Annotated in this window: 12 protein-coding genes, 3 tRNA genes and 3 rRNA genes; all 18 read left to right on the top strand. The window is 43.1% G+C overall.

Features of this window, described 5'->3' with window-relative positions:
- The first annotated feature begins 12 nt into the window (after window positions 1-12).
- The 18 genes from fabK to rrf all read left to right on the top strand — a co-directional run bounded on the left by fabK (window position 13) and on the right by rrf (window position 19,446).
- Window positions 13-978 carry an enoyl-[acyl-carrier-protein] reductase FabK gene (gene fabK / locus BQ2683_RS05500; protein WP_069987958.1) on the top strand — a complete coding sequence of 322 codons (966 nt, stop codon included), beginning with the start codon at window positions 13-15 and terminating at the stop codon, window positions 976-978.
- Window positions 971-1,714 (top strand): 3-oxoacyl-[acyl-carrier-protein] reductase, encoded by a 744-nt coding sequence (fabG, locus tag BQ2683_RS05505; RefSeq protein ID WP_076939121.1) that lies wholly within the window; start codon window positions 971-973, stop codon window positions 1,712-1,714. The genes fabK and fabG overlap by 8 nt, the downstream gene beginning before the upstream one ends.
- 26 nt (window positions 1,715-1,740) lie before the next feature.
- Entirely contained in the window at window positions 1,741-2,979 is a 1,239-nt protein-coding gene (gene fabF, locus BQ2683_RS05510; protein WP_069987960.1) for a beta-ketoacyl-ACP synthase II, read from the top strand.
- Between the two features lie 14 nt (window positions 2,980-2,993).
- The gene (gene accB / locus BQ2683_RS05515; RefSeq protein WP_069987961.1) at window positions 2,994-3,461 is read left to right on the top strand and encodes an acetyl-CoA carboxylase biotin carboxyl carrier protein; all 468 of its coding nucleotides are present in this window, start codon (window positions 2,994-2,996) and stop codon (window positions 3,459-3,461) included.
- A 10-nt stretch (window positions 3,462-3,471) separates the two neighbouring features.
- A complete protein-coding gene (gene fabZ, locus BQ2683_RS05520) occupies window positions 3,472-3,906 on the top strand; it encodes a 3-hydroxyacyl-ACP dehydratase FabZ (RefSeq protein WP_069987962.1) in 435 nt (144 codons plus the stop codon).
- A 105-nt stretch (window positions 3,907-4,011) separates the two neighbouring features.
- Window positions 4,012-5,355 (top strand): acetyl-CoA carboxylase biotin carboxylase subunit, encoded by a 1,344-nt coding sequence (locus tag BQ2683_RS05525; RefSeq protein WP_069987966.1) that lies wholly within the window; start codon window positions 4,012-4,014, stop codon window positions 5,353-5,355.
- A gap of 139 nt (window positions 5,356-5,494) precedes the next feature.
- Window positions 5,495-6,361 (top strand): acetyl-CoA carboxylase, carboxyltransferase subunit beta, encoded by an 867-nt coding sequence (gene accD / locus BQ2683_RS05530; protein WP_069987967.1) that lies wholly within the window; start codon window positions 5,495-5,497, stop codon window positions 6,359-6,361.
- Complete coding sequence (locus BQ2683_RS05535; RefSeq protein WP_069987968.1) at window positions 6,358-7,161, top strand: acetyl-CoA carboxylase carboxyltransferase subunit alpha; 804 nt, start codon at window positions 6,358-6,360, stop codon at window positions 7,159-7,161. The genes accD and BQ2683_RS05535 overlap by 4 nt, the downstream gene beginning before the upstream one ends.
- A gap of 140 nt (window positions 7,162-7,301) precedes the next feature.
- Window positions 7,302-7,535: an acyl carrier protein gene (acpP, locus tag BQ2683_RS05540; protein WP_069987969.1), complete on the top strand. Its 234-nt coding sequence runs from the start codon at window positions 7,302-7,304 to the stop codon at window positions 7,533-7,535.
- Window positions 7,536-8,137: 602 nt separating this feature from the next.
- Entirely contained in the window at window positions 8,138-11,482 is a 3,345-nt protein-coding gene (locus tag BQ2683_RS05545) for a glycosyl hydrolase (protein WP_069987970.1), read from the top strand.
- A gap of 227 nt (window positions 11,483-11,709) precedes the next feature.
- Window positions 11,710-11,786, top strand: a tRNA-Arg gene (locus BQ2683_RS05550).
- A 631-nt stretch (window positions 11,787-12,417) separates the two neighbouring features.
- Window positions 12,418-13,179 carry a class I SAM-dependent methyltransferase gene (locus BQ2683_RS05555; protein ID WP_069987974.1) on the top strand — a complete coding sequence of 254 codons (762 nt, stop codon included), beginning with the start codon at window positions 12,418-12,420 and terminating at the stop codon, window positions 13,177-13,179.
- A gap of 522 nt (window positions 13,180-13,701) precedes the next feature.
- On the top strand, window positions 13,702-13,911 hold the full coding sequence (locus tag BQ2683_RS05560; protein ID WP_069987976.1) for a rubrerythrin: 210 nt from the start codon (window positions 13,702-13,704) through the stop codon (window positions 13,909-13,911).
- A 529-nt stretch (window positions 13,912-14,440) separates the two neighbouring features.
- Window positions 14,441-15,965 (top strand): 16S ribosomal RNA (locus tag BQ2683_RS05565).
- Between the two features lie 117 nt (window positions 15,966-16,082).
- Window positions 16,083-16,158, top strand: a tRNA-Ala gene (locus BQ2683_RS05570).
- 51 nt (window positions 16,159-16,209) lie between these two features.
- A tRNA-Ile gene (locus tag BQ2683_RS05575) sits at window positions 16,210-16,286 on the top strand.
- Window positions 16,287-16,428: 142 nt separating this feature from the next.
- Window positions 16,429-19,266: ribosomal RNA gene (locus BQ2683_RS05580) — 23S ribosomal RNA — on the top strand.
- A gap of 63 nt (window positions 19,267-19,329) precedes the next feature.
- Window positions 19,330-19,446 (top strand): 5S ribosomal RNA (rrf, locus tag BQ2683_RS05585).
- Together the 16S, 23S and 5S rRNA genes with 2 tRNA genes alongside form the textbook arrangement of a ribosomal RNA operon.
- The last annotated feature ends 1 nt before the right edge of the window (window position 19,447 follow it).

Genomic DNA, 19,447 nt, shown 5'->3' on the forward strand with positions numbered 1-19,447 from the left:
GAGGATTGTTGGATGAGAACAAGAATAACGGAGTTATTGGGGATTCGATTCCCTATTTTGCAGGGTGGTATGGCTTGGGTTGCTGACGCACGTTTAGCGGCGGCAGTTTCCAATGGCGGAGGCGTCGGGATTATTGCCGGGGGCAATGCGCCGCCGGAGATTATTCGGGATGAAATCCGCAAGGTAAGGCAGCTTACTCGCCGGCCGTTTGGGGTAAACATCATGATGATGAGTGAATATGCCGAAGAACTGGCAGAACTCATGGTGGAAGAGAGGGTTCCCGTTGTGACAACAGGCGCGGGAAATCCGGGAAAACTTATCCCTATGTGGAAGGAAGCAGGAATTAAAGTAATTCCTGTGGTGCCCACAGTTGCGTTGGCAAAACGCCTGGAGCGGGCAGGGGCGGATGCCCTGATCGCGGAAGGATGCGAAGCAGGAGGCCATATTGGAGAATTAACTACCATGACTTTGGTTCCACAGGTGGTGGATGCGGTATCTATTCCAGTCATTGCGGCTGGAGGAATTGCGGATGGACGTGGAATTGCTGCCGCGCTGATGTTAGGAGCAGAAGGAGTTCAAGTTGGAACTCGTTTTCTAGTGGCGAAGGAATGCCATATTCACCCCAATTACAAGGCTATGGTGTTACGTGCGAAAGACACTGATACAGCGGTTACCGGGCGGAAAACTGGTCATCCAGTCCGTCAAATCCGAAATAAATTTACCAAAAATGTACTGGCTTTGGAAAAGGCAAATGCCGACCCAAAAGAATTTGAAGAATTTACCGTAGGTTCTCTAAAAAAAGCAGTGATGTACGGGGACACCGAACATGGAAGCTTTATGGCAGGACAGATTGCGGGAATGATAGATAGAATTCAACCGGCGGCGGAGATTATCTTGGAAATGTTTTCCCAAGCGGAACTTTGGATCTCTGCAACTGGCAAAATAATTTCAGAAAACGGAGGGGATTTTATTGGCTAAAACAGCATTGATTACAGGAGCATCCCAGGGACTGGGTGCGGCGATGGCAAAACGCCTAGCAAAGGACGGTTTTAACATTGCGATTAATTGTTATAGTGAAAATGAAGTGCAAAACGGTGGTGTGCAGACAGCAGAGGCTTGCCGTGAATTTGGAGTGGAAGCAGAATGCTTTATTTGTGACGTTTCCCAGTTTGACGCTTGCGCTGGAATGGTAAAAGCAGTAAAAGAACGTTTTGGTACTATTGATGTATTAGTAAACAATGCAGGGATTACTAAAGATGGTTTGGTAGCACGTATGAGCGAAACACAGTTTGATGCTGTTACCAACGTAAACTACAAAAGTGTATTTAACATGATCCGCCATGTCAGCGGTATTATGATGAAACAAAAAGGAGGCCGTATCATCAATGTTTCCTCAGTTGCTGGGGTAAACGGCAATGCGGGGCAGTTTAACTATTCCGCTTCTAAAGCTGGCATTATTGGTATGACAAAAACTGCTGCGAAAGAATTAGGTGCCCGCAACATCAATGTAAATGCAATTGCACCAGGATTTATCAATACTCAGATGACAGCAGTATTAGGAGACGATATTAAAGATGCGATTAAAAAGCAGATTTCTTTACGTCGTTATGGGGAACCAGAAGAAGTGGCAAGCGTTGTTTCTTTCTTAGCTGGCCCAGACGCTAGTTATGTAAGTGGACAGGTCATCTTAATTGATGGTTGTTTGAGCATGTAATGAATAGAAAATAGAGGAGGATACCAATGAAACGAGTTGTGATCACTGGGATTGGTGTAAAAAGCGCCATTGGGAACACGAAGGAAGTTTTTTGGGAAAATATTTGTGCTGGCAAACATGGAATCCGTTTGATTGACACATTTGATACATCTGATTTTGACATTAAAGTAGCTGCTTTGGATAATGATTTTAACAGCGAAGAATATATGGATAAAAAAGAAGCGCGCCGTACCGACCGTTATTGCCAGCTGGCAGTAGCTGCCGCACTGGACGCGATGAAGGATTGTGGCTGCGAATTAAAAGAGGCATATGACCCATACCGCGTTGGTGTAATTGTAGGCAGTGGTATCGGTGGGTTACATACCTGGGAGGCAGAACACAACAAATACTTGGAAAAGGGGCCAAAACGGGTATCCGTATTCTTTATCCCTTCCATGATTGCGAATATGGCTTCCGGTATGATTTCGATCCGTACCGGCTTAAAAGGGGCGAACTTCTGTCCTGTGACCGCATGTGCATCCTCCAACCATGCATTGGGAGAAGCATTCCATAAAATCCGATATGGATTATTGGACGCTTGTGTTGCTGGTGGTGCGGAAGCTTGTATTACAAAGTTTTCCGCAGCCGGATTTAACAATATGACCGCATTGACCAAAAGCGATGATCCTGACCGTGCATCTATCCCATTTGACAAAGAACGCAGTGGGTTTGTCATGGGAGAAGGCGCTGGTATTTTAATCCTGGAAGAACTGGAACACGCAAAAGCTAGAGGCGCAAAAATCTACGCTGAAATTGTAGGTTATGGCGCAACTGGGGATGCTTATCACATTACTAGCCCAGATCCAGGAGCAGGGGCGGCCGCAAAATGTTTGGAATTCGCGGTACAGGACGCTGGACTACAGATGACAGATATTGATTATATTAACGCTCATGGTACCTCCACACCATTGAATGAAAGAGTGGAGACCTCTGCAATTAAACAGGCATTTGGAGATCATGCAAGTAAATTGATGGTAAGTTCTACGAAATCTATGACAGGCCATATGCTGGGTGCTGCTGGTGCTGTAGAAGGGATTGTAACTGCCTTGGCATTGCGGGATGGGATTGTCCCTCCAACTGTTGGGTATCAGGTTCCAGATGAGGATTGTGACCTGGATTGTGTTCCAAATCAGGCTCGCAAAGCAGATATCCATTATGCGCTGTCCAACTCTTTGGGATTTGGCGGACACAATGCAACCATCTGTTTTAAAAAATATGAAGATTAAGGAGGGTGTCCTGCATGGCAAACTTTACATTTGAAACCGAAACAATTGATTATTTAATTGATAAAGTTGCGAAATCCGGTATTACAAAATTAAAATTGAAAAGCGATGATTTTGAAATTGAGATTGAAGCACAGAAAGAAAAAGAAACTGTTGTTACGACAGTAGCTGCCCCATCTGCTGCGGCACCAATAGCACCAGTTACAGCTGCGAACACTGCTGTACCAACAGAAGCAGCACCAGAATTATCTGGTAATGTAGTAAAATCACCGATTATTGGCACCTTCTATGCAAGTCCATCCCCAGATAAGGCTCCTTATGTCTCTGTTGGACAGACTGTCCAAAAAGGGGATGTGCTGTTCATCGTAGAATCCATGAAGCTGATGAATGAAATCAAAAGTGAGTACAGCGGAAAAGTAGCTCAGATTTTGGTGCAAAACGGGGATAGCGTTGATTATAACCAACCGATTATGGTGATTGAATAAGGAGATTGGTATGGCATTATTAAACCAAGAACAAATTAAAGAGATTATTCCACATAGAGATCCGTTTTTGTTGATTGATGAAGTGCTGGAATTGGAACCAGGGGTTCGAGCGGTAGCGTTAAAACATATTAAAGAAGATGAGGATTGGTTCCGTGGCCATTTTCCAGGCCATCCAATTCAACCAGGCGTATTGATGATTGAAATGCTGGCACAGACTGGGGCGGTATCCGTTCTTTCCCTGCCGGAAAACAAAGGCAAAATTGCGGTATTTGCGGGGATTGACAAGGCGCGCTTTAAACAGCCAGTAATGCCAGGGGATACTTTGAAACTGGAAGTGGAAATTATCAAAATTCGTGGTCCGTTGGGGATTGGAAAAGCAGTGGCAACGGTAGATGGCAAAAAAGCGGTAACCGCTGAAATTATGTTTGCGATTTCAGAGAAATAAGCCTGAAAGACCGGAGGCTGTAACAGGCTAGCCGGTTTTTCTCACTATTGTTTTTATACTGACAATAAGGACGCAATAAGAAAATGCGGACGGAGGGAAGTTGTTTTGTTTAACAAAGTTTTGATTGCCAACCGTGGGGAGATTGCGGTGCGTATCATCCACGCTTGCCGTGAACTGGGGATTGGCACAGTGGCGGTGTTTTCGGAAGCGGACAGAGGCGCTTTGCATGCACAGATTGCGGATGAGGCAATTTGTATTGGCCCTGCTGCCACAAAAGACAGCTATTTGAATATACAAGCTATTTTGGCGGCATGTGAAGTAACCGGTGCGGACGCAATCCATCCAGGATTTGGATTTTTATCCGAAAACAGTTCTTTTGCAAAAACCTGTGAATTGTGTGGTGTGACATTTATTGGCCCAAGTTATACTTCTATGGATATGATGGGGAATAAAGCAAACGCAAAACAGACCATGAAAAATGCAAACGTGCCTGTTGTGCCAGGTTCAGACGGTGTAGTGAACAGTGTAGAAGAAGCCAAAGAGATTGCGGAACGGATTGGTTATCCAGTCATGGTAAAAGCTTCTGCTGGTGGCGGCGGTAGGGGAATCCGCAAAGTAGATACCCCGGATGAGCTGGAGGCCGCAATCACGGCGGCAAAAACAGAAGCATTGAGTTTCTTTGGAGATGATGGGGTTTATTTGGAAAAATTTATCGTAGATCCTCGCCATGTGGAAATTCAGGTGTTAGCGGACCAGTATGGTAATGTTGTCCACTTGGGGGAACGCGACTGTTCTGTACAGCGTCGGAACCAGAAAATGATTGAGGAATCTCCAAGCCCGATTATGACTCCAGAATTGCGTGAGAAAATGGGGGAAGCAGCAAAATCAGCTGCATTGGCGTGCGGTTATTATAATGCAGGTACTGTTGAGTTTTTAGTAGATGCGGATAAAAACTTTTATTTTATGGAGATGAATACCAGGATTCAGGTAGAGCATGGTATTACAGAACTGGTTACGGGGATTGATTTGGTGAAAAATCAAATTTTAATCGCAGCTGGTGAAAGGCTTGGCTTTACCCAGGAAGATGTCCATCTTTCCGGGCACGCCATTGAGTGCCGCATCAATGCGGAAACTCCAGAGGCGAATTTTCGTCCTTCTCCAGGAAAAATTGAATCCCTACATATGCCGGGGGGAAACGGAATCCGGATTGACAGCGCTGTTTACAGCGGATATGAAATTTCCCCTTATTACGATAGCATGATTGCGAAGGTAATGGCATATGCTCCAACCAGGTATGAGGCAATCCAGAAAATGAAATGGGCTTTGGCTGAATTTATTGTGGAAGGCATTGATACCAATATTGATTTCCAGTTGAATATATTGCGGGACCAAGATTTTGAAACAGGAAACGTAGATATTGGCTATTTAGGTCGCAAAGGATATAAGTAAAATATTTAATCAATTATAGCTTATTTCATAACAGGTTATTGTGCCGTTCATTTTTCGATGGTATAAATGGATATGTTTTAATGAAATGGAAAAATTGTAAAATAGTTTAAAATATTATGAGAAAGGGCGGTGGATACTTTTGCTGGAGGATTTATTTAAAGTAGTAAAATCCCGTGTAAGTGAGGATACTAAGCAGGGCAAGAAGAACCATGTAAATATTCCTTCTGATTTACTGTTTAAATGTCCAAGGTGCCAACAGGTTACTTTTATGGACGAATTTAAAAATAACAACAGTGTCTGTACAAAATGCGGTTACCATGCACGGCTGACAGCAAGGGAACGCCTGGAGATAACAGCGGATAAAGGCAGTTTTGTAGAGTATGATGCGGATATGACCAGTGAAAACCCAATTGATTTTCCAGGTTATGATGCAAAAGTAAAAGGTTTACAGGTAAAAACTGGATTAAAAGAGGCTGTTATTACTGGGGAATGTACCATTCGGGGACGTAAATGCGTGATTGGTATTATGGACTCCCATTTTATGATGGCATCCATGGGCTCTGTAGTAGGGGAAAAGATTACCAGAGCGTTTGAGCGCGCGATAGAAAAACAATTGCCTGTTATTCTATTTACCGCAAGTGGCGGCGCAAGGATGCAGGAAGGGATGATCTCCTTAATCCAAATGGCAAAAACTTCTGCTGCTGTTGGAAAACACAGCGAGGCAGGGTTGTTGTATATTACCGTATTAACTGACCCTACTACTGGAGGTGTAACAGCGTCTTTTGCCTCTCTTGGTGATATTATTATCGCAGAACCTAAAGTCCTGGTGGGGTTTGCTGGAAGGCGCGTGATAGAGGATACCATTAAGCAGCGGTTACCGGATGAGTTCCAGTCCGCAGAATTTTTAATGGAACATGGATTTGTAGATATGATTGTAGAGCGTACAAAAATGCGTAAAACACTTTCTACTTTATTAAAACTGCATACAATGGAGGGGTTACAATGAGTGAATTAACTGCATGGGAACATCTCCAAATTGTGCGCAATAAAGAGCGGCCAACTGTATTGGACTATATTCCATTGATTTTTGATGATTTTTATGAATGCCGTGGCGACCGTTTATACAGCGATGACCGGGCGATTATTGGTGGTATAGCTAGATTCCACAGTATACCCGTAACGATTATTGCCCAGGTAAAAGGAAAAGATTTAGAAACCAACAAAGAGCATAATTTCGCTATGGCCCATCCAGAAGGCTACCGTAAGGCGTTGCGTTTAGCGAAGCAGGCGGAGAAGTTCCATCGTCCTGTCATCTGTTTTATTGATACCCCAGGAGCTTATTGTGGAATTGGCGCGGAAGAACGTGGCCAAGGGGAAGCAATTGCACGCAATATGATGGAATTTATGAGCCTGAAAACACCAATTATCTCGATTGTAACCGGAGAAGGTGGCAGTGGCGGTGCGCTGGCGTTAGGGGTATGCGATGAGTTGGCGATGCTGGAAAATGCCGTGTACTCTGTAGTGTCCCCACGTGGGTGCGCAAACATTCTTTGGAAAGATGGTTCCAGGGAAAAAGAAGCGGCGAATCTTTTGCGTATCACAGCAGAGGATTTGATCCAATTAGAGATTGCGGATTATGAGATTCCAGAACCTGCTGGTGGAGCCCACAACAGCCTTTCTTTGATGTCCCAAAATATTGCTACCTATATTTTTGAGGCATTGCAAAGAATTTCGCAAAAAGACCTTGCAAATTTGATGGAAAGCCGTTATAATAAGTTCAGAAAAATTGGTGTTTATTCTGAATAAGCGTCTTTTATAAAATTAATTATAAACGAAAGCTACTTTCGTTTTATAATATGTTACTGTTCTCTGTTCCAACAGGGCAGTATCTCTTTTTAGACAAAGAGTATCAACTATTATAAAAAACACATAGGGAGGCGAGACGAATGGTATTTGAAAAAGTTGTTAGCATTATTGCTGACCAGCTGGACGTTGAAGAAGAAAAAGTAACCATGGAGGCAGCTATCGCTGACGATCTGGGTGCAGACTCTTTGGACGTTGTAGACCTGGTAATGTCTTTAGAAGAAGAATTCAATATTGAAATCCCAGATGAAGAAGTTGAAAACATCAAAACAGTTGGGGATATCGTTAAATTTATTGAAGAAAAAACTGAGGAATAATTCCTCATCAAAAAAGCCTCTGGTCTTGCCAGAGGCTTTTTTTATATGCTGTTATCTTCCTTTTATTTTTATCTAAGAAGAAATACGAGCGTAATAGCAACAAGAGGGGGAACGTTTTATATAAGTAAAAAAGGATGAAACGGACTAAAAATTTTTACACAGACAAAATATATTGCTTTTTTGTTTATCATTGAAAATACAAGCAATGTAAACAATATTTTTGGTTTTATTCAGTAATGCTTCTTTTCAGGATTATGTACGTCTCAATTTAAGTATTTTCAAACGAAAAAACGAACAACGATAAACCTTTTTAAAAATGGATGAAGAGATAACGAAATGGAAAATAAGAATACTACTATTAATTCATAAGCAAGCGTTATTTCAATAAAAGAGAAAAACTGGAATAATTTTCAGAAGGTAATTAGAGTGGTTTAGCAAGATACCATAAAATAGTGGCTGTTTTTTGAAGTTTAGGTAAAATTTTAACGGAAAAAGGTCATAGAACAACATTGTTTTGAATTAGTTTCCATTTTAAAATAAAAATAATTCTAGGGTATTATTTTACCCAAGGAGAAGTTTATTTTAATAGGAGGAAATCTTTAATGAAGAAAAAGGCAATAAAACGATGCCTGGGCGCTCTGTTAGGGGTATGTGTAGCCGCTACAGTAGCCGGATCGCAGCTAGTTTCGGCAGCTAATCCTACAGAACCACTTCATATGGAAGTGAATCAGTCTACAGGAGCGATGTTCCGTTGGTGGGTACCTGCGGCTTTACCGATGAAGGCTGACCGTGATGTTGTAAAAGCGGAAGTAGAAGATATTGCCGCTAAAGGATTTAAAGGAATTGAAGTCAGCGTCCTGATGGGGGAATATGTTTATAACCAGGAAGATTTAAAGGATTACGGTTGGGGAAGCAAAGCATGGGTGGATATGTTGACCATGCTTTGTGAGATTGCCAAAGAACACAATCTGACCATTGATGTAACAGCAACCTGTAGCTGGCCGATTTCTTTACCAAAAGAGTATGCGTTTACCAATTACGATGCAAGTGAAAAGAACCTTTACGATGGAGATACCGCTGTATTAACAAAAGACACTGTAGAAAACCCTGTGTTGTATTCTAATCAAAAAACAGATTACAATGATGAAGACCCTCTGCAGAACCGTAGCCTGCAAGGAGTTACAGTGGCAAAAGTAGTACGGGAGAGCGCTCCAGTTGAAAAATGGGAGGACCAATATTATGTATGGGGTTCCGCGAATATCCCAGGCAGGACCAATGGTTCTGAAAACGCGCTGGTAGACCCTGACAGCCTGCAGGCATTGCAGGAAGGGGTAGATTATACCTATAACAAGGATACTGGTTCTGTTACCATCAATTGGAGACCCGAAGACGAAGGGGAATACACTGTATTTTCTTACTGGATGGGGTTCAGCGGTGCAACCAGCAATACCGGAATGTCCGAAACGGCATATTATGCGGACTATATGACCAAGGAAGGTGCGGAGTCCTATATTGCTTTTTGGGAAAAAGAACTGCTTTCCAATGAAAAATTAAAAAATCTGATCCAGGAAGTAGGCATGAGTATTTTTGAGGACTCATTGGAATTTGGTAGCTATTTTGGCGCGGATAACCTGGAATGGAGCACCACGTTTTTAGAGGAGTTTGAAAATCGTGCTGGATATGACTTGACACCATATCTATCCATGCTCAACGGGCAAAGCATGGGTGGCTCTACCAATGTGGAATACTATGATTATGAGTTTGGAACCTACAATGAACAGACAGGGGATTATGAATACGATGATACTGCGGAGAGGATCCGTAAAGATTACGCCCAGGTAATAACCGAATTGTTTGATGAAAACCATATTTCTATGATTCAGGATTGGGCGCACGAAAATGGGATGACCTATCGAATGCAGGCATATAGCTTTAACTTTGACACTGCATATCTATCCTCTGTGGTGGATTACCCAGATGTGGAAACGGTTGGTTTCTTTGATATGGATAAACGCCAATATATCCATGGATATGATAAATCCCGCATAGTAAGCGCAGGTGCCCATTTGGGGGATAACAATATTATTTCTTCAGAATGTGGTGCGGTCAACGCTAGATCCTACCGTCTTACTTGGCCTGAAATGCTGGAATATACCCAGTTACAGTATGCGCTGGGCGCAAACCGGATGATTTTCCATGGATATTCCCATACCAGTGGAGAAGCCAAATATTGGCCTGGAAATGCCACATTTGGAACCAATGGTTTGGGGGACAACTGGGGCAGCAGGAACCCTGGTTGGGAATTTGAAGATGAAATCGCGGATTATCTTGCTAGGACACAGGATATTCTACAGTCTGGTACGGCAAAGGTGGATGTCGCCGTATATAACGATAATTATGGAACCTATGCTCCTATCTGGGAAGACCAGACCATGTCAAACGCAGGGTATTCCTATGAATTTGTCAGTGAAAACCTATTGCAGTTGGATTCCGCTACCTGTGAAAACGGCATTATTGACCCAGAAGGTGTGGGATATAAAGCGTTGGTGTTCTGCAACCAGACTTACATGAATGTAGATACTGCTGAAAAAGTGCTGGATTACTTGAACCAAGGACTGCCAGTATTCGTTATAGGGGAATTTCCTTCCCAAGTCACTAGCTTCTATCATTGGGAACAAGAACAGGCAAAACTGGATAAAATCGTAGCTGAAATTGTAAACCACGAAAATTTAGTAACGGTTGCCTCCCAACAGGAACTGGTTGCCGCAATGCAAGAACAAGGGGTTCATCCAGGTGCGGCTTATGGGGAAGATTGTGAACTCATAACAGCGCACCGGGAAATTGATGGTGGAGATTTCTATTATATCTACAATGATGGAGTAGAGGATACTACACAACAAATTACATTGCAGGGCGAGGGGAACGTTTACCTCATCGACCTTTGGTCTGGTGACGTGACTCAACTGGCAGATTATATGGTTGGAAATGGTTCGATTACCAGAGAATTTAGCTTGCAGGATAATGAAGCAATTATGGTTGCTGTTACAGATTCTGGACTGCCAAGCGTAACAGGGACAGCCACTGATTTGACCAGCGAAAACACTGTTATTCCATCTCAGGGGATAGCGCAGGTAAATGGCAATACTGTGGATTTAAAAGCTTCTACAAACGGGGATTATCAGTTGTCGATGGGGGATGGTAGCTCCCGTACAGTAACTGTAAATAGCTTGCCAGATGCATATGATTTAAGTTCTGGCTGGAATCTAACGGTAGAACGTTGGGAAGATGATACGACAACTGAAACCAAAAATGATACCAAGAAGACTGATATTGAAGTAGGAAAACTGGATCAACTGGTTTCCTGGAGCGATATAGAGATGCTAGGCAACGATGTTTCTGGTATAGGACATTATTCCATTACATTTGAACTGCCAGAGGAATGGAGTAATATAGATGGAGCTAAACTGCAGTTTGATCAGTTAGCTTGCCGTTTGGCACAGGTGATTGTAAATGGAACTGTATTGTGTTTAGACCAGGTAACCTACTCGGTAGATTTAGGAGATTTATTGCAGCCAGGGGAAAATACAATTCAGGTAGAACTGGCAAGTTGTTTAGGCAACCAATTAATTGCTTATGGTTCTATTACTGATACATGGGCCGCACAGGCAGTTCCAGAGGATTATGGAATGATTGGCGGCGTTACGCTAAAACCATATGCTTATGAAGAAATTACTACAATCAAAGAGGATATTACTGATCCATCCAGCTCAGAGTCTTCTTCAGATCATTCTTCTGAAACAAGCTCGGACAATGAGTCCACATATTCTTCCAGCTCCAGTTCGGAGCAGGCAGGGCAGCCACAAACAGGCGATTTCTTACCAATCGCAATTGTTGCTACTCTAGTGGCTTCTGGCGCTACTGCTATTTATTTTAAACGGAAAAAATAAAGTAAATAGAATTACTGCTCCAATCAATACAGATTGGAGCAGTTTTTGTGTTTTATCATTCATTTGGATTGTTTCCAATGAAAAATATTCAATAGCCACAGATATTATTTTGCTTTAGTTCAGATGGATTTGATGTTAGATAGGGGAAAAAATGAAAATTTTTTGGTTTCTTTCTTTTCCCCCTTTTCTTTTTTGTTATTTTATGATATAATAAATTAACATTGTATGCGCCTGTAGCTCAGCTGGATAGAGTGTCAGACTCCGACTCTGAAGGTCGTGCGTTCGAATCGCATCAGGCGTACCAGTCGAGAACCTCGACGCGCAAGTCGCGTTCGAGGTTTTTGCTTTGTTTCTAGATTTGTTCTCGCGCTTATAGTTTGTCATCCCAACCCAGATTGGTCTTGGATACAATTTGCGTTCTAAGTCCTTTTTTGTTCGAAATGAGGTACACGTATTAAAAGCTGTGTATCTATTTCGTTGAAATTTTTTGAGGTTTTAACAAAAAATGTTTTCAAGGTTTTTCTTTTACTTGTGATTTACTCTTATTAGGCCATACAAACAAAATAGCTTATAAGCCAATAAATTGGGAAAAGATTGATGCGAAATAAAGAAACTGTTTCAATTTCTCATGAAATCTCACATGTCTTGATAGCAAATTTTTAAGGCCCTTATAGCATTGAAAGGCGTGCAGCTCCTTTTCTTTTTTGTAGGCACCTGACGAATAGATGGAATATACAAAAACCTAAAAATAATAAAAAATCCGTTTTTGGGAGAATACAAGATATCAGATAAAGGAAGATCCATAGATCAAAATAGAAGTTTAGAACTTATTAGAAAAAACAAGATTATTTACAGAAGAAATATGAAATAATAGCGGGGAACAAAAGTTGATACAGTAGCTATTAAATAAGATGATATTAAGAAGGAGTAATAGGATGGAAAATAAAAATATGACAATGTTTGATTTGTTAATTGAAACACATATAGGATTAAAAAGACAGGGACCGGGAAGTCCAGAAATGACGATGCGTGCTTTAAGCTTTGTGGACAATCTCAATGAGGAGTCCTACATTGCAGATTTAGGTTGTGGAACTGGTGGACAAACAATGGTTATTGCACAAAATACGATTGGGCATATTATCGGTGTAGATATGATCCCTAATTTTATTGATATTTTTAATCAGAACGTAAAGCAGTTTCATCTTGAAAACCGGGTAACTGGTATTGTTGGATCAGTAGAAGAACTTCCTTTTAAAAAAGAGGAGCTTGATCTAATTTGGTCAGAAGGAGTTATAGATGGGATTGGTTTTGAAAAAGCCGTAACTTATTGGAATGGTTTTCTGAAAAAGGGCGGTTATCTAGCTGTAACTTGTCCGTCCTGGCTTACTGATGAATGTCCTTCTGAAGTGGAAAAATTTTGGGTGGATGCTGGTAGTGGTTTGGATAGTATAGAAAACAATATATCTATCCTACAAAACACTGGTTACCGTTTTATTTCCTCATTTACACTTCCTGAAGAATGTTGGATCCAAAATTACTTCGCTCCAAGGGAAGCAGCGGAAAAATCACTTTTGGAAAAGTACTCTGGTAATCAAATGGTTGAAGCTTATATCGAAGGTGATAGACGAGAAGTGGAACTATATACAAAGTATAAACAGTATTATGGATATGTTTTTTATATTGGCAAAAAAATATAGAAAATAGATAACTTTTATCATCAAATAAATTGATACCTACGGTTGATAATTTGCAGCCGTAGGATTTTTTATTTATAAAGATCGAATGGGGAAAATAATATTGTAGATAATAAAAACAACCTAAAATAATAAAATGGAGATAACCTCTATGAAATATCAAAAATATGAATTTGGAGCGGGAAGAGTAAAAGCCGATGCCAAATGCAGTGCGTAATATAAGAAATTTTAAAGCCAGATTTATTTCACACAACACTGATACTGATTTCCGATGCTGTAACACTGTAATAAAATATCGGTTATAGCCAATTTAAAAAAGAGAAAATTTCATTCTTGCTAGATACAATAAAAAATGTATTTTTGTTTCTTGTATATTGTAACAACATCGTTTTTGCTATGAGAAAATTATTTATTCGGAAACAGTAAAATATAAAATGAAAATAGAAGATGCTCTGTATATTTTGCCATAAAAGTTTTTATACTAATATTACAGTAATAATAAATCTGAAAAAGGAGATGTTATCTATGGAAAATAAATATGAAATTAAAATCACAACACAAGATAGGTTGCTAAGGGCTTGGGAAAATTCAATGGAGTTAGTCAGAGATTTTGAAAAATATTCTCAGGAGATTAAAGACGATAAGGAAGTAGCTAGATTATTTGCCGAATATGCTGAAGAAGAAGGCGTTCATGCTGCTAAATTCCGTGAAACACTATATAAGTATCAACACTAAATAGATTATTAAGAGCCTTTATTTGTAAATAAAGGCTCTTTTTTGGTCAATATTAAGGTGAATATGGAAATTTATAAAATAAATCGAAGAAAAAAGGAAAAAGTAGTTGACAAAAGGGAGAAGGTGTGATATATTATTAAAGCTGCAACGGAAGAGCGGCCGGGAGGGCAAGAGGCGCCGTTGAGCAAAAAGGAAGAAACGAAAAAAGATGAAAAAACATCTTGACAAAGAGGAAGCGATATGATATAATAAATAAGTCGCTTCTGAGGCAAGCGAAACGAAAGAAACAAAAAACTTTCAAAAAAGCTTGACAAAATCACAGAGATGTGATAAAATAGTAAAGCTGCTTGAGGGCAGCGGTCAAGAAACGACAAAAACAGGACCTTGAAAATTAAACAATATAGTAAGTAACGAAAACGAACCAATCCTTGTTAATTCAAGAGTTTTAGTTATTTTAGAAAAAATGACGTTAGCGTATTCGAGTAATACGAGCTAGATTAAATCATCCGAGAGGATGTTTTGATATGATTAAATTAAGAGTTTGATCCTGGCTCAGGACGAACGCTGGCGGCGCGCCTAACACATGCAAGTCGAACGGAGATACCTGTTAGATCCCTTCGGGGTGACGATGGACTATCTTAGTGGCGGACGGGTGAGTAACACGTGAGCAACCTGCCTTACAGAGTGGGATAACGTTTGGAAACGAACGCTAATACCGCATAACATTAACTTATCGCATGGTAAGATAATCAAAGAAATTCGCTGTAAGATGGGCTCGCGTCTGATTAGATAGTTGGTGAGGTAACGGCTCACCAAGTCGACGATCAGTAGCCGGACTGAGAGGTTGAACGGCCACATTGGGACTGAGACACGGCCCAGACTCCTACGGGAGGCAGCAGTGGGGAATATTGCACAATGGGGGAAACCCTGATGCAGCGACGCCGCGTGAGGGAAGAAGGTTTTCGGATTGTAAACCTCTGTCTTCAGGGACGATAGTGACGGTACCTGAGGAGGAAGCTCCGGCTAACTACGTGCCAGCAGCCGCGGTAATACGTAGGGAGCGAGCGTTGTCCGGAATTACTGGGTGTAAAGGGAGCGTAGGCGGGACAGCAAGTTGAATGTGAAATCTATGGGCTCAACCCATAAACTGCGTTCAAAACTGTTGTTCTTGAGTGAAGTAGAGGTAGGCGGAATTCCTAGTGTAGCGGTGAAATGCGTAGATATTAGGAGGAACACCAGTGGCGAAGGCGGCCTACTGGGCTTTAACTGACGCTGAGGCTCGAAAGCGTGGGTAGCAAACAGGATTAGATACCCTGGTAGTCCACGCTGTAAACGATGATTACTAGGTGTGGGGGGGTCAACCTTCCGTGCCGGAGTTAACACAATAAGTAATCCACCTGGGGAGTACGACCGCAAGGTTGAAACTCAAAGGAATTGACGGGGGCCCGCACAAGCAGTGGAGTATGTGGTTTAATTCGAAGCAACGCGAAGAACCTTACCAGGTCTTGACATCCAACTAACGAGATAGAGATATGTTAGGTGCCCTTCGGGGAAAGTTGAGACAGGTGGTGCATGGTTGTCGTCAGCTCGTGTCGTGAGATGTTGGGTTAAGTCCCGCAACGAGCGCAACCCTTACCATTAGTTGCTACGCAAGAGCACTCTAATGGGACTGCCGTTGACAAAACGGAGGAAGGTGGGGATGACGTCAAATCATCATGCCCCTTATGACCTGGGCCACACACGTACTACAATGGCTATTAACAGAGGGAAGCAATACCGCGAGGAGGAGCAAACCCCTAAAAATAGTCTCAGTTCGGATTGCAGGCTGCAACCCGCCTGCATGAAGCCGGAATTGCTAGTAATCGCGGATCAGCATGCCGCGGTGAATACGTTCCCGGGCCTTGTACACACCGCCCGTCACACCATGAGAGTTGGCAACACCCGAAGCCAGTAGCCTAACCGCAAGGAGGGCGCTGTCGAAGGTGGGGTTGATGATTAGGGTGAAGTCGTAACAAGGTAGCCGTATCGGAAGGTGCGGCTGGATCACCTCCTTTCTATGGAGAACTGACAGGATGGTAAGTGTTAGGAGCTATATTGTTTAATTTTGAAGGCCCTGAGTCTTCAGAAAAATAATTGATGGGAAAAGCGGCAACCTAGAAACCCTGGAAAATGGGGGTGTAGCTCAGCTGGGAGAGCACCTGCCTTGCACGCAGGGGGTCAGGAGTTCGATCCTCCTCATCTCCACCACAACCGAAAGGTTGAACAGGGAAAAGAGAGACCGACAGCCGAATCTAACATGGGCTCATAGCTCAGGTGGTTAGAGCGCACGCCTGATAAGCGTGAGGTCGGTGGTTCGAGTCCACTTGAGCCCACCAAGTTACTTGAAAAAGTAACAAAGAAGAAGTACCTTGAAAACTGAATAAGTAAAGCGATAAAAGTAGTTAAGACAAATATCTTTTTTAAAAAAGGGTAAAAATACTACTACAATTTGAAAAAGTTGGAGAACATAATTCAAATGGTCAAGCTACAAAGAGCGCAGAGAGAATGCCTTGGCATTAGGAGCCGATGAAGGACGTGGTAAGCAACGATATGCTACGGGGAGTCGCAAGCAGACATCGATCCGTAGAATTCCGAATGGAGGAATCCGGCAGTGGTTATGCACTGTCATCATATACTGAATCCATAGGTATATGAGGGGAACCGCCTGAACTGAAACATCTAAGTAGGGCGAGGAAGAGAAATCAACCGAGATTTTCCTAGTAGTGGCGAGCGAACGGGAAAGAGGCCAAACCAAAGGTAGCAATATCTTTGGGGTTCGGACTGCAATGTGTATCTGACGAGTTAGGAGAAGTGCATGGGAAGGCACACCAAAGGAAGTGAAAGTCTTGTATCCGAAAACAGATCAGAGCTAGCAGTATCCAGAGTACCGCGGGACACGTGAAACCCCGTGGGAAGATAGGGGGACCACCCTCTAAGCCTAAATACTACCTAATGACCGATAGCGAAAAGTACTGTGAAGGAAAGGTGAAAAGAACCCCGGGAGGGGAGTGAAATAGAACCTGAAACTCTGTGCTTACAAGCAGATAGAGCACGTCAAAGTGTGATATCGTACCTATTGTAGAATGGTCCGGCGAGTATACGTATGTAGCAAGGTTAAGAACTTCAGGTTCGGAGCCGAAGCGAGAGCGAGTCTGAATGGGGCGTTTAGTTTCATGCGTATGACCCGAAACCAGGTGACCTATCCATGTCCAGGTTGAAGTGACGGTAACACGTCATGGAGGACCGAACCCACTCCCGTTGAAATGGTAGGGGATGAGATGTGGATAGCGGAGAAATTCCAATCGAACTTGGATATAGCTGGTTCTCCCCGAAATAGCTTTAGGGCTAGCGTTGCCATAAAGATTACCGGAGGTAAAGCACTGAATAGTCTAGGGGCCGAGAGGCTACCGAAACTTATCAAACTCTGAATGCCGGATAATCATGGGCAGCAGTCAGACTGTGTGAGATAAGTCTCATAGTCAAAAGGGAAAGAGCCCAGACCCACAGCTAAGGTCCCAAAGTACATTTAAGTGGAAAAGGATGTAGGATTGCGAAAACAACCAGGATGTTGGCTTAGAAGCAGCCACACATTTAAAGAGTGCGTAATAGCTCACTGGTCGAGTGGTCCTGCGCCGAAAATTTAACGGGGCTAAAATGTACACCGAAGCTTGGGCTTGATACGTAAGTATCAGGGGTAGGGGAGCGTCGTATACGGAGAGAAGTCATAGCGGAAGCGGTGGTGGACTGTATACGAGTGAGAATGCCGGAATGAGTAGCGAGAATTATGTGAGAATCATAATGGCCGAAAGCCTAAGGTTTTAGGAGGAAGGTTCGTCCGCTCCTAGTAAGCCGGGAGCTAAGGTGAGGCCGAAAGGCGTAGCCGATGCACATACGGTTGATATTCCGTAGCCTCCAAAAGATTTAAGCAAAGGGACACTTTAGAAGGGTGTAAGCCGGGCGTTGGTAGACCCGGTCGTAAGGGACTGAAATTAGAGTAAGGAAGTACACTTGGATGAAGGCGAGAAAAGCTTTGTGGATATCTTCGGAGCCCGTACCGCAAACCGACACAGGTAGGTAGGAAGAGGATTCTAAGGCCAACGGGAGAAGGGTTGTTAAGGAACTCGGCAAGTTGACCCCGTAACTTAGGGATAAGGGGTGCTCTAGCAATAGAGCCGCAGAGAATAGGCCCGGGCGACTGTTTATCAAAAACACAGGTCTCTGCTAAATCGAAAGATGACGTATAGGGGCTGACACCTGCCCAGTGCTGGAAGGTTAAGAGGAGGAGTGAGAGCTCTGAATTGAAGCCCCAGTGAACGGCGGCCGTAACTATAACGGTCCTAAGGTAGCGAAATTCCTTGTCAGGTAAGTTCTGACCCGCACGAATGGTGTAACGATCTGGGCACTGTCTCAACAATCCACCCGGCGAAATTGTAGTACCGGTGAAGATGCCGGTTACCCGCGACTAGACGGAAAGACCCCATGGAGCTTTACTGTAGCCTAATATTGGATTTTGGTATTTCATGTACAGGATAGGTGGGAGGCTAGGAAGCAAAGGCGTCAGCTTTTGTGGAGCCATCGTTGGGATACCACTCTTGGAGTGCTGAAATTCTAACCTGCGGCCATGAATCTGGTCGGGGGACATTGTTAGGTGGGCAGTTTGACTGGGGCGGTCGCCTCCTAAAAGGTAACGGAGGCGCTCAAAGGTTCGCTCAGTACGGACGGAAACCGTGCATTAGAGTGTAAACGCATAAGCGAGCCTAACTGCGAGACTGACAAGTCGAGCAGTAACGAAAGTTGGAGTTAGTGATCCGGCGGTATGTGAGTGGAAATGCCGTCGCTCAACGGATAAAAGCTACCCTGGGGATAACAGGCTGATCTCCCCCAAGAGTCCACATCGACGGGGAGGTTTGGCACCTCGATGTCGGCTCATCGCATCCTGGGGCTGGATTCGGTCCCAAGGGTTTGGCTGTTCGCCAATTAAAGCGGTACGCGAGCTGGGTTCAGAACGTCGTGAGACAGTTCGGTCCCTATCTGTCGTGGGCGTAGGATATTTGAAAGGAGCTGTCCCTAGTACGAGAGGACCGGGATGGACGCACCTCTGGTGTACCTGTTGTCATGCCAATGGCACGGCAGGGCAGCTATGTGCGGATCGGATAAACGCTGAAGGCATCTAAGCGTGAAGCCGTCCTTAAGATAAGATATCCCACTGGGTTAACCAGGTAAGACCCCTTGTAGACTACGAGGTTGATAGGCTCAAAGTGTAAGCGTCGTGAGGCGTTAAGCTAGCGAGTACTAATCGGTCGAGGGCTTGACCAATGATATGTTCTAAAATCGTGATACTTATTCAGTTTTGAGGGTACTGAACCTTCAAAAGAAATAGACGGTGTTAATGGCGATGAGGATCCACCTGTTCCCATACCGAACACAGTAGTTAAGCTCATCAACGTCGAAGATACTTGGCTGGAGACGGCCTGGGAAAATAGAAAAATGCCGTCAC

Source organism: Massilioclostridium coli, assembly GCF_900095865.1.
In the GTDB taxonomy this organism is placed as follows: domain Bacteria; phylum Bacillota; class Clostridia; order Oscillospirales; family Ruminococcaceae; genus Massilioclostridium; species Massilioclostridium facile.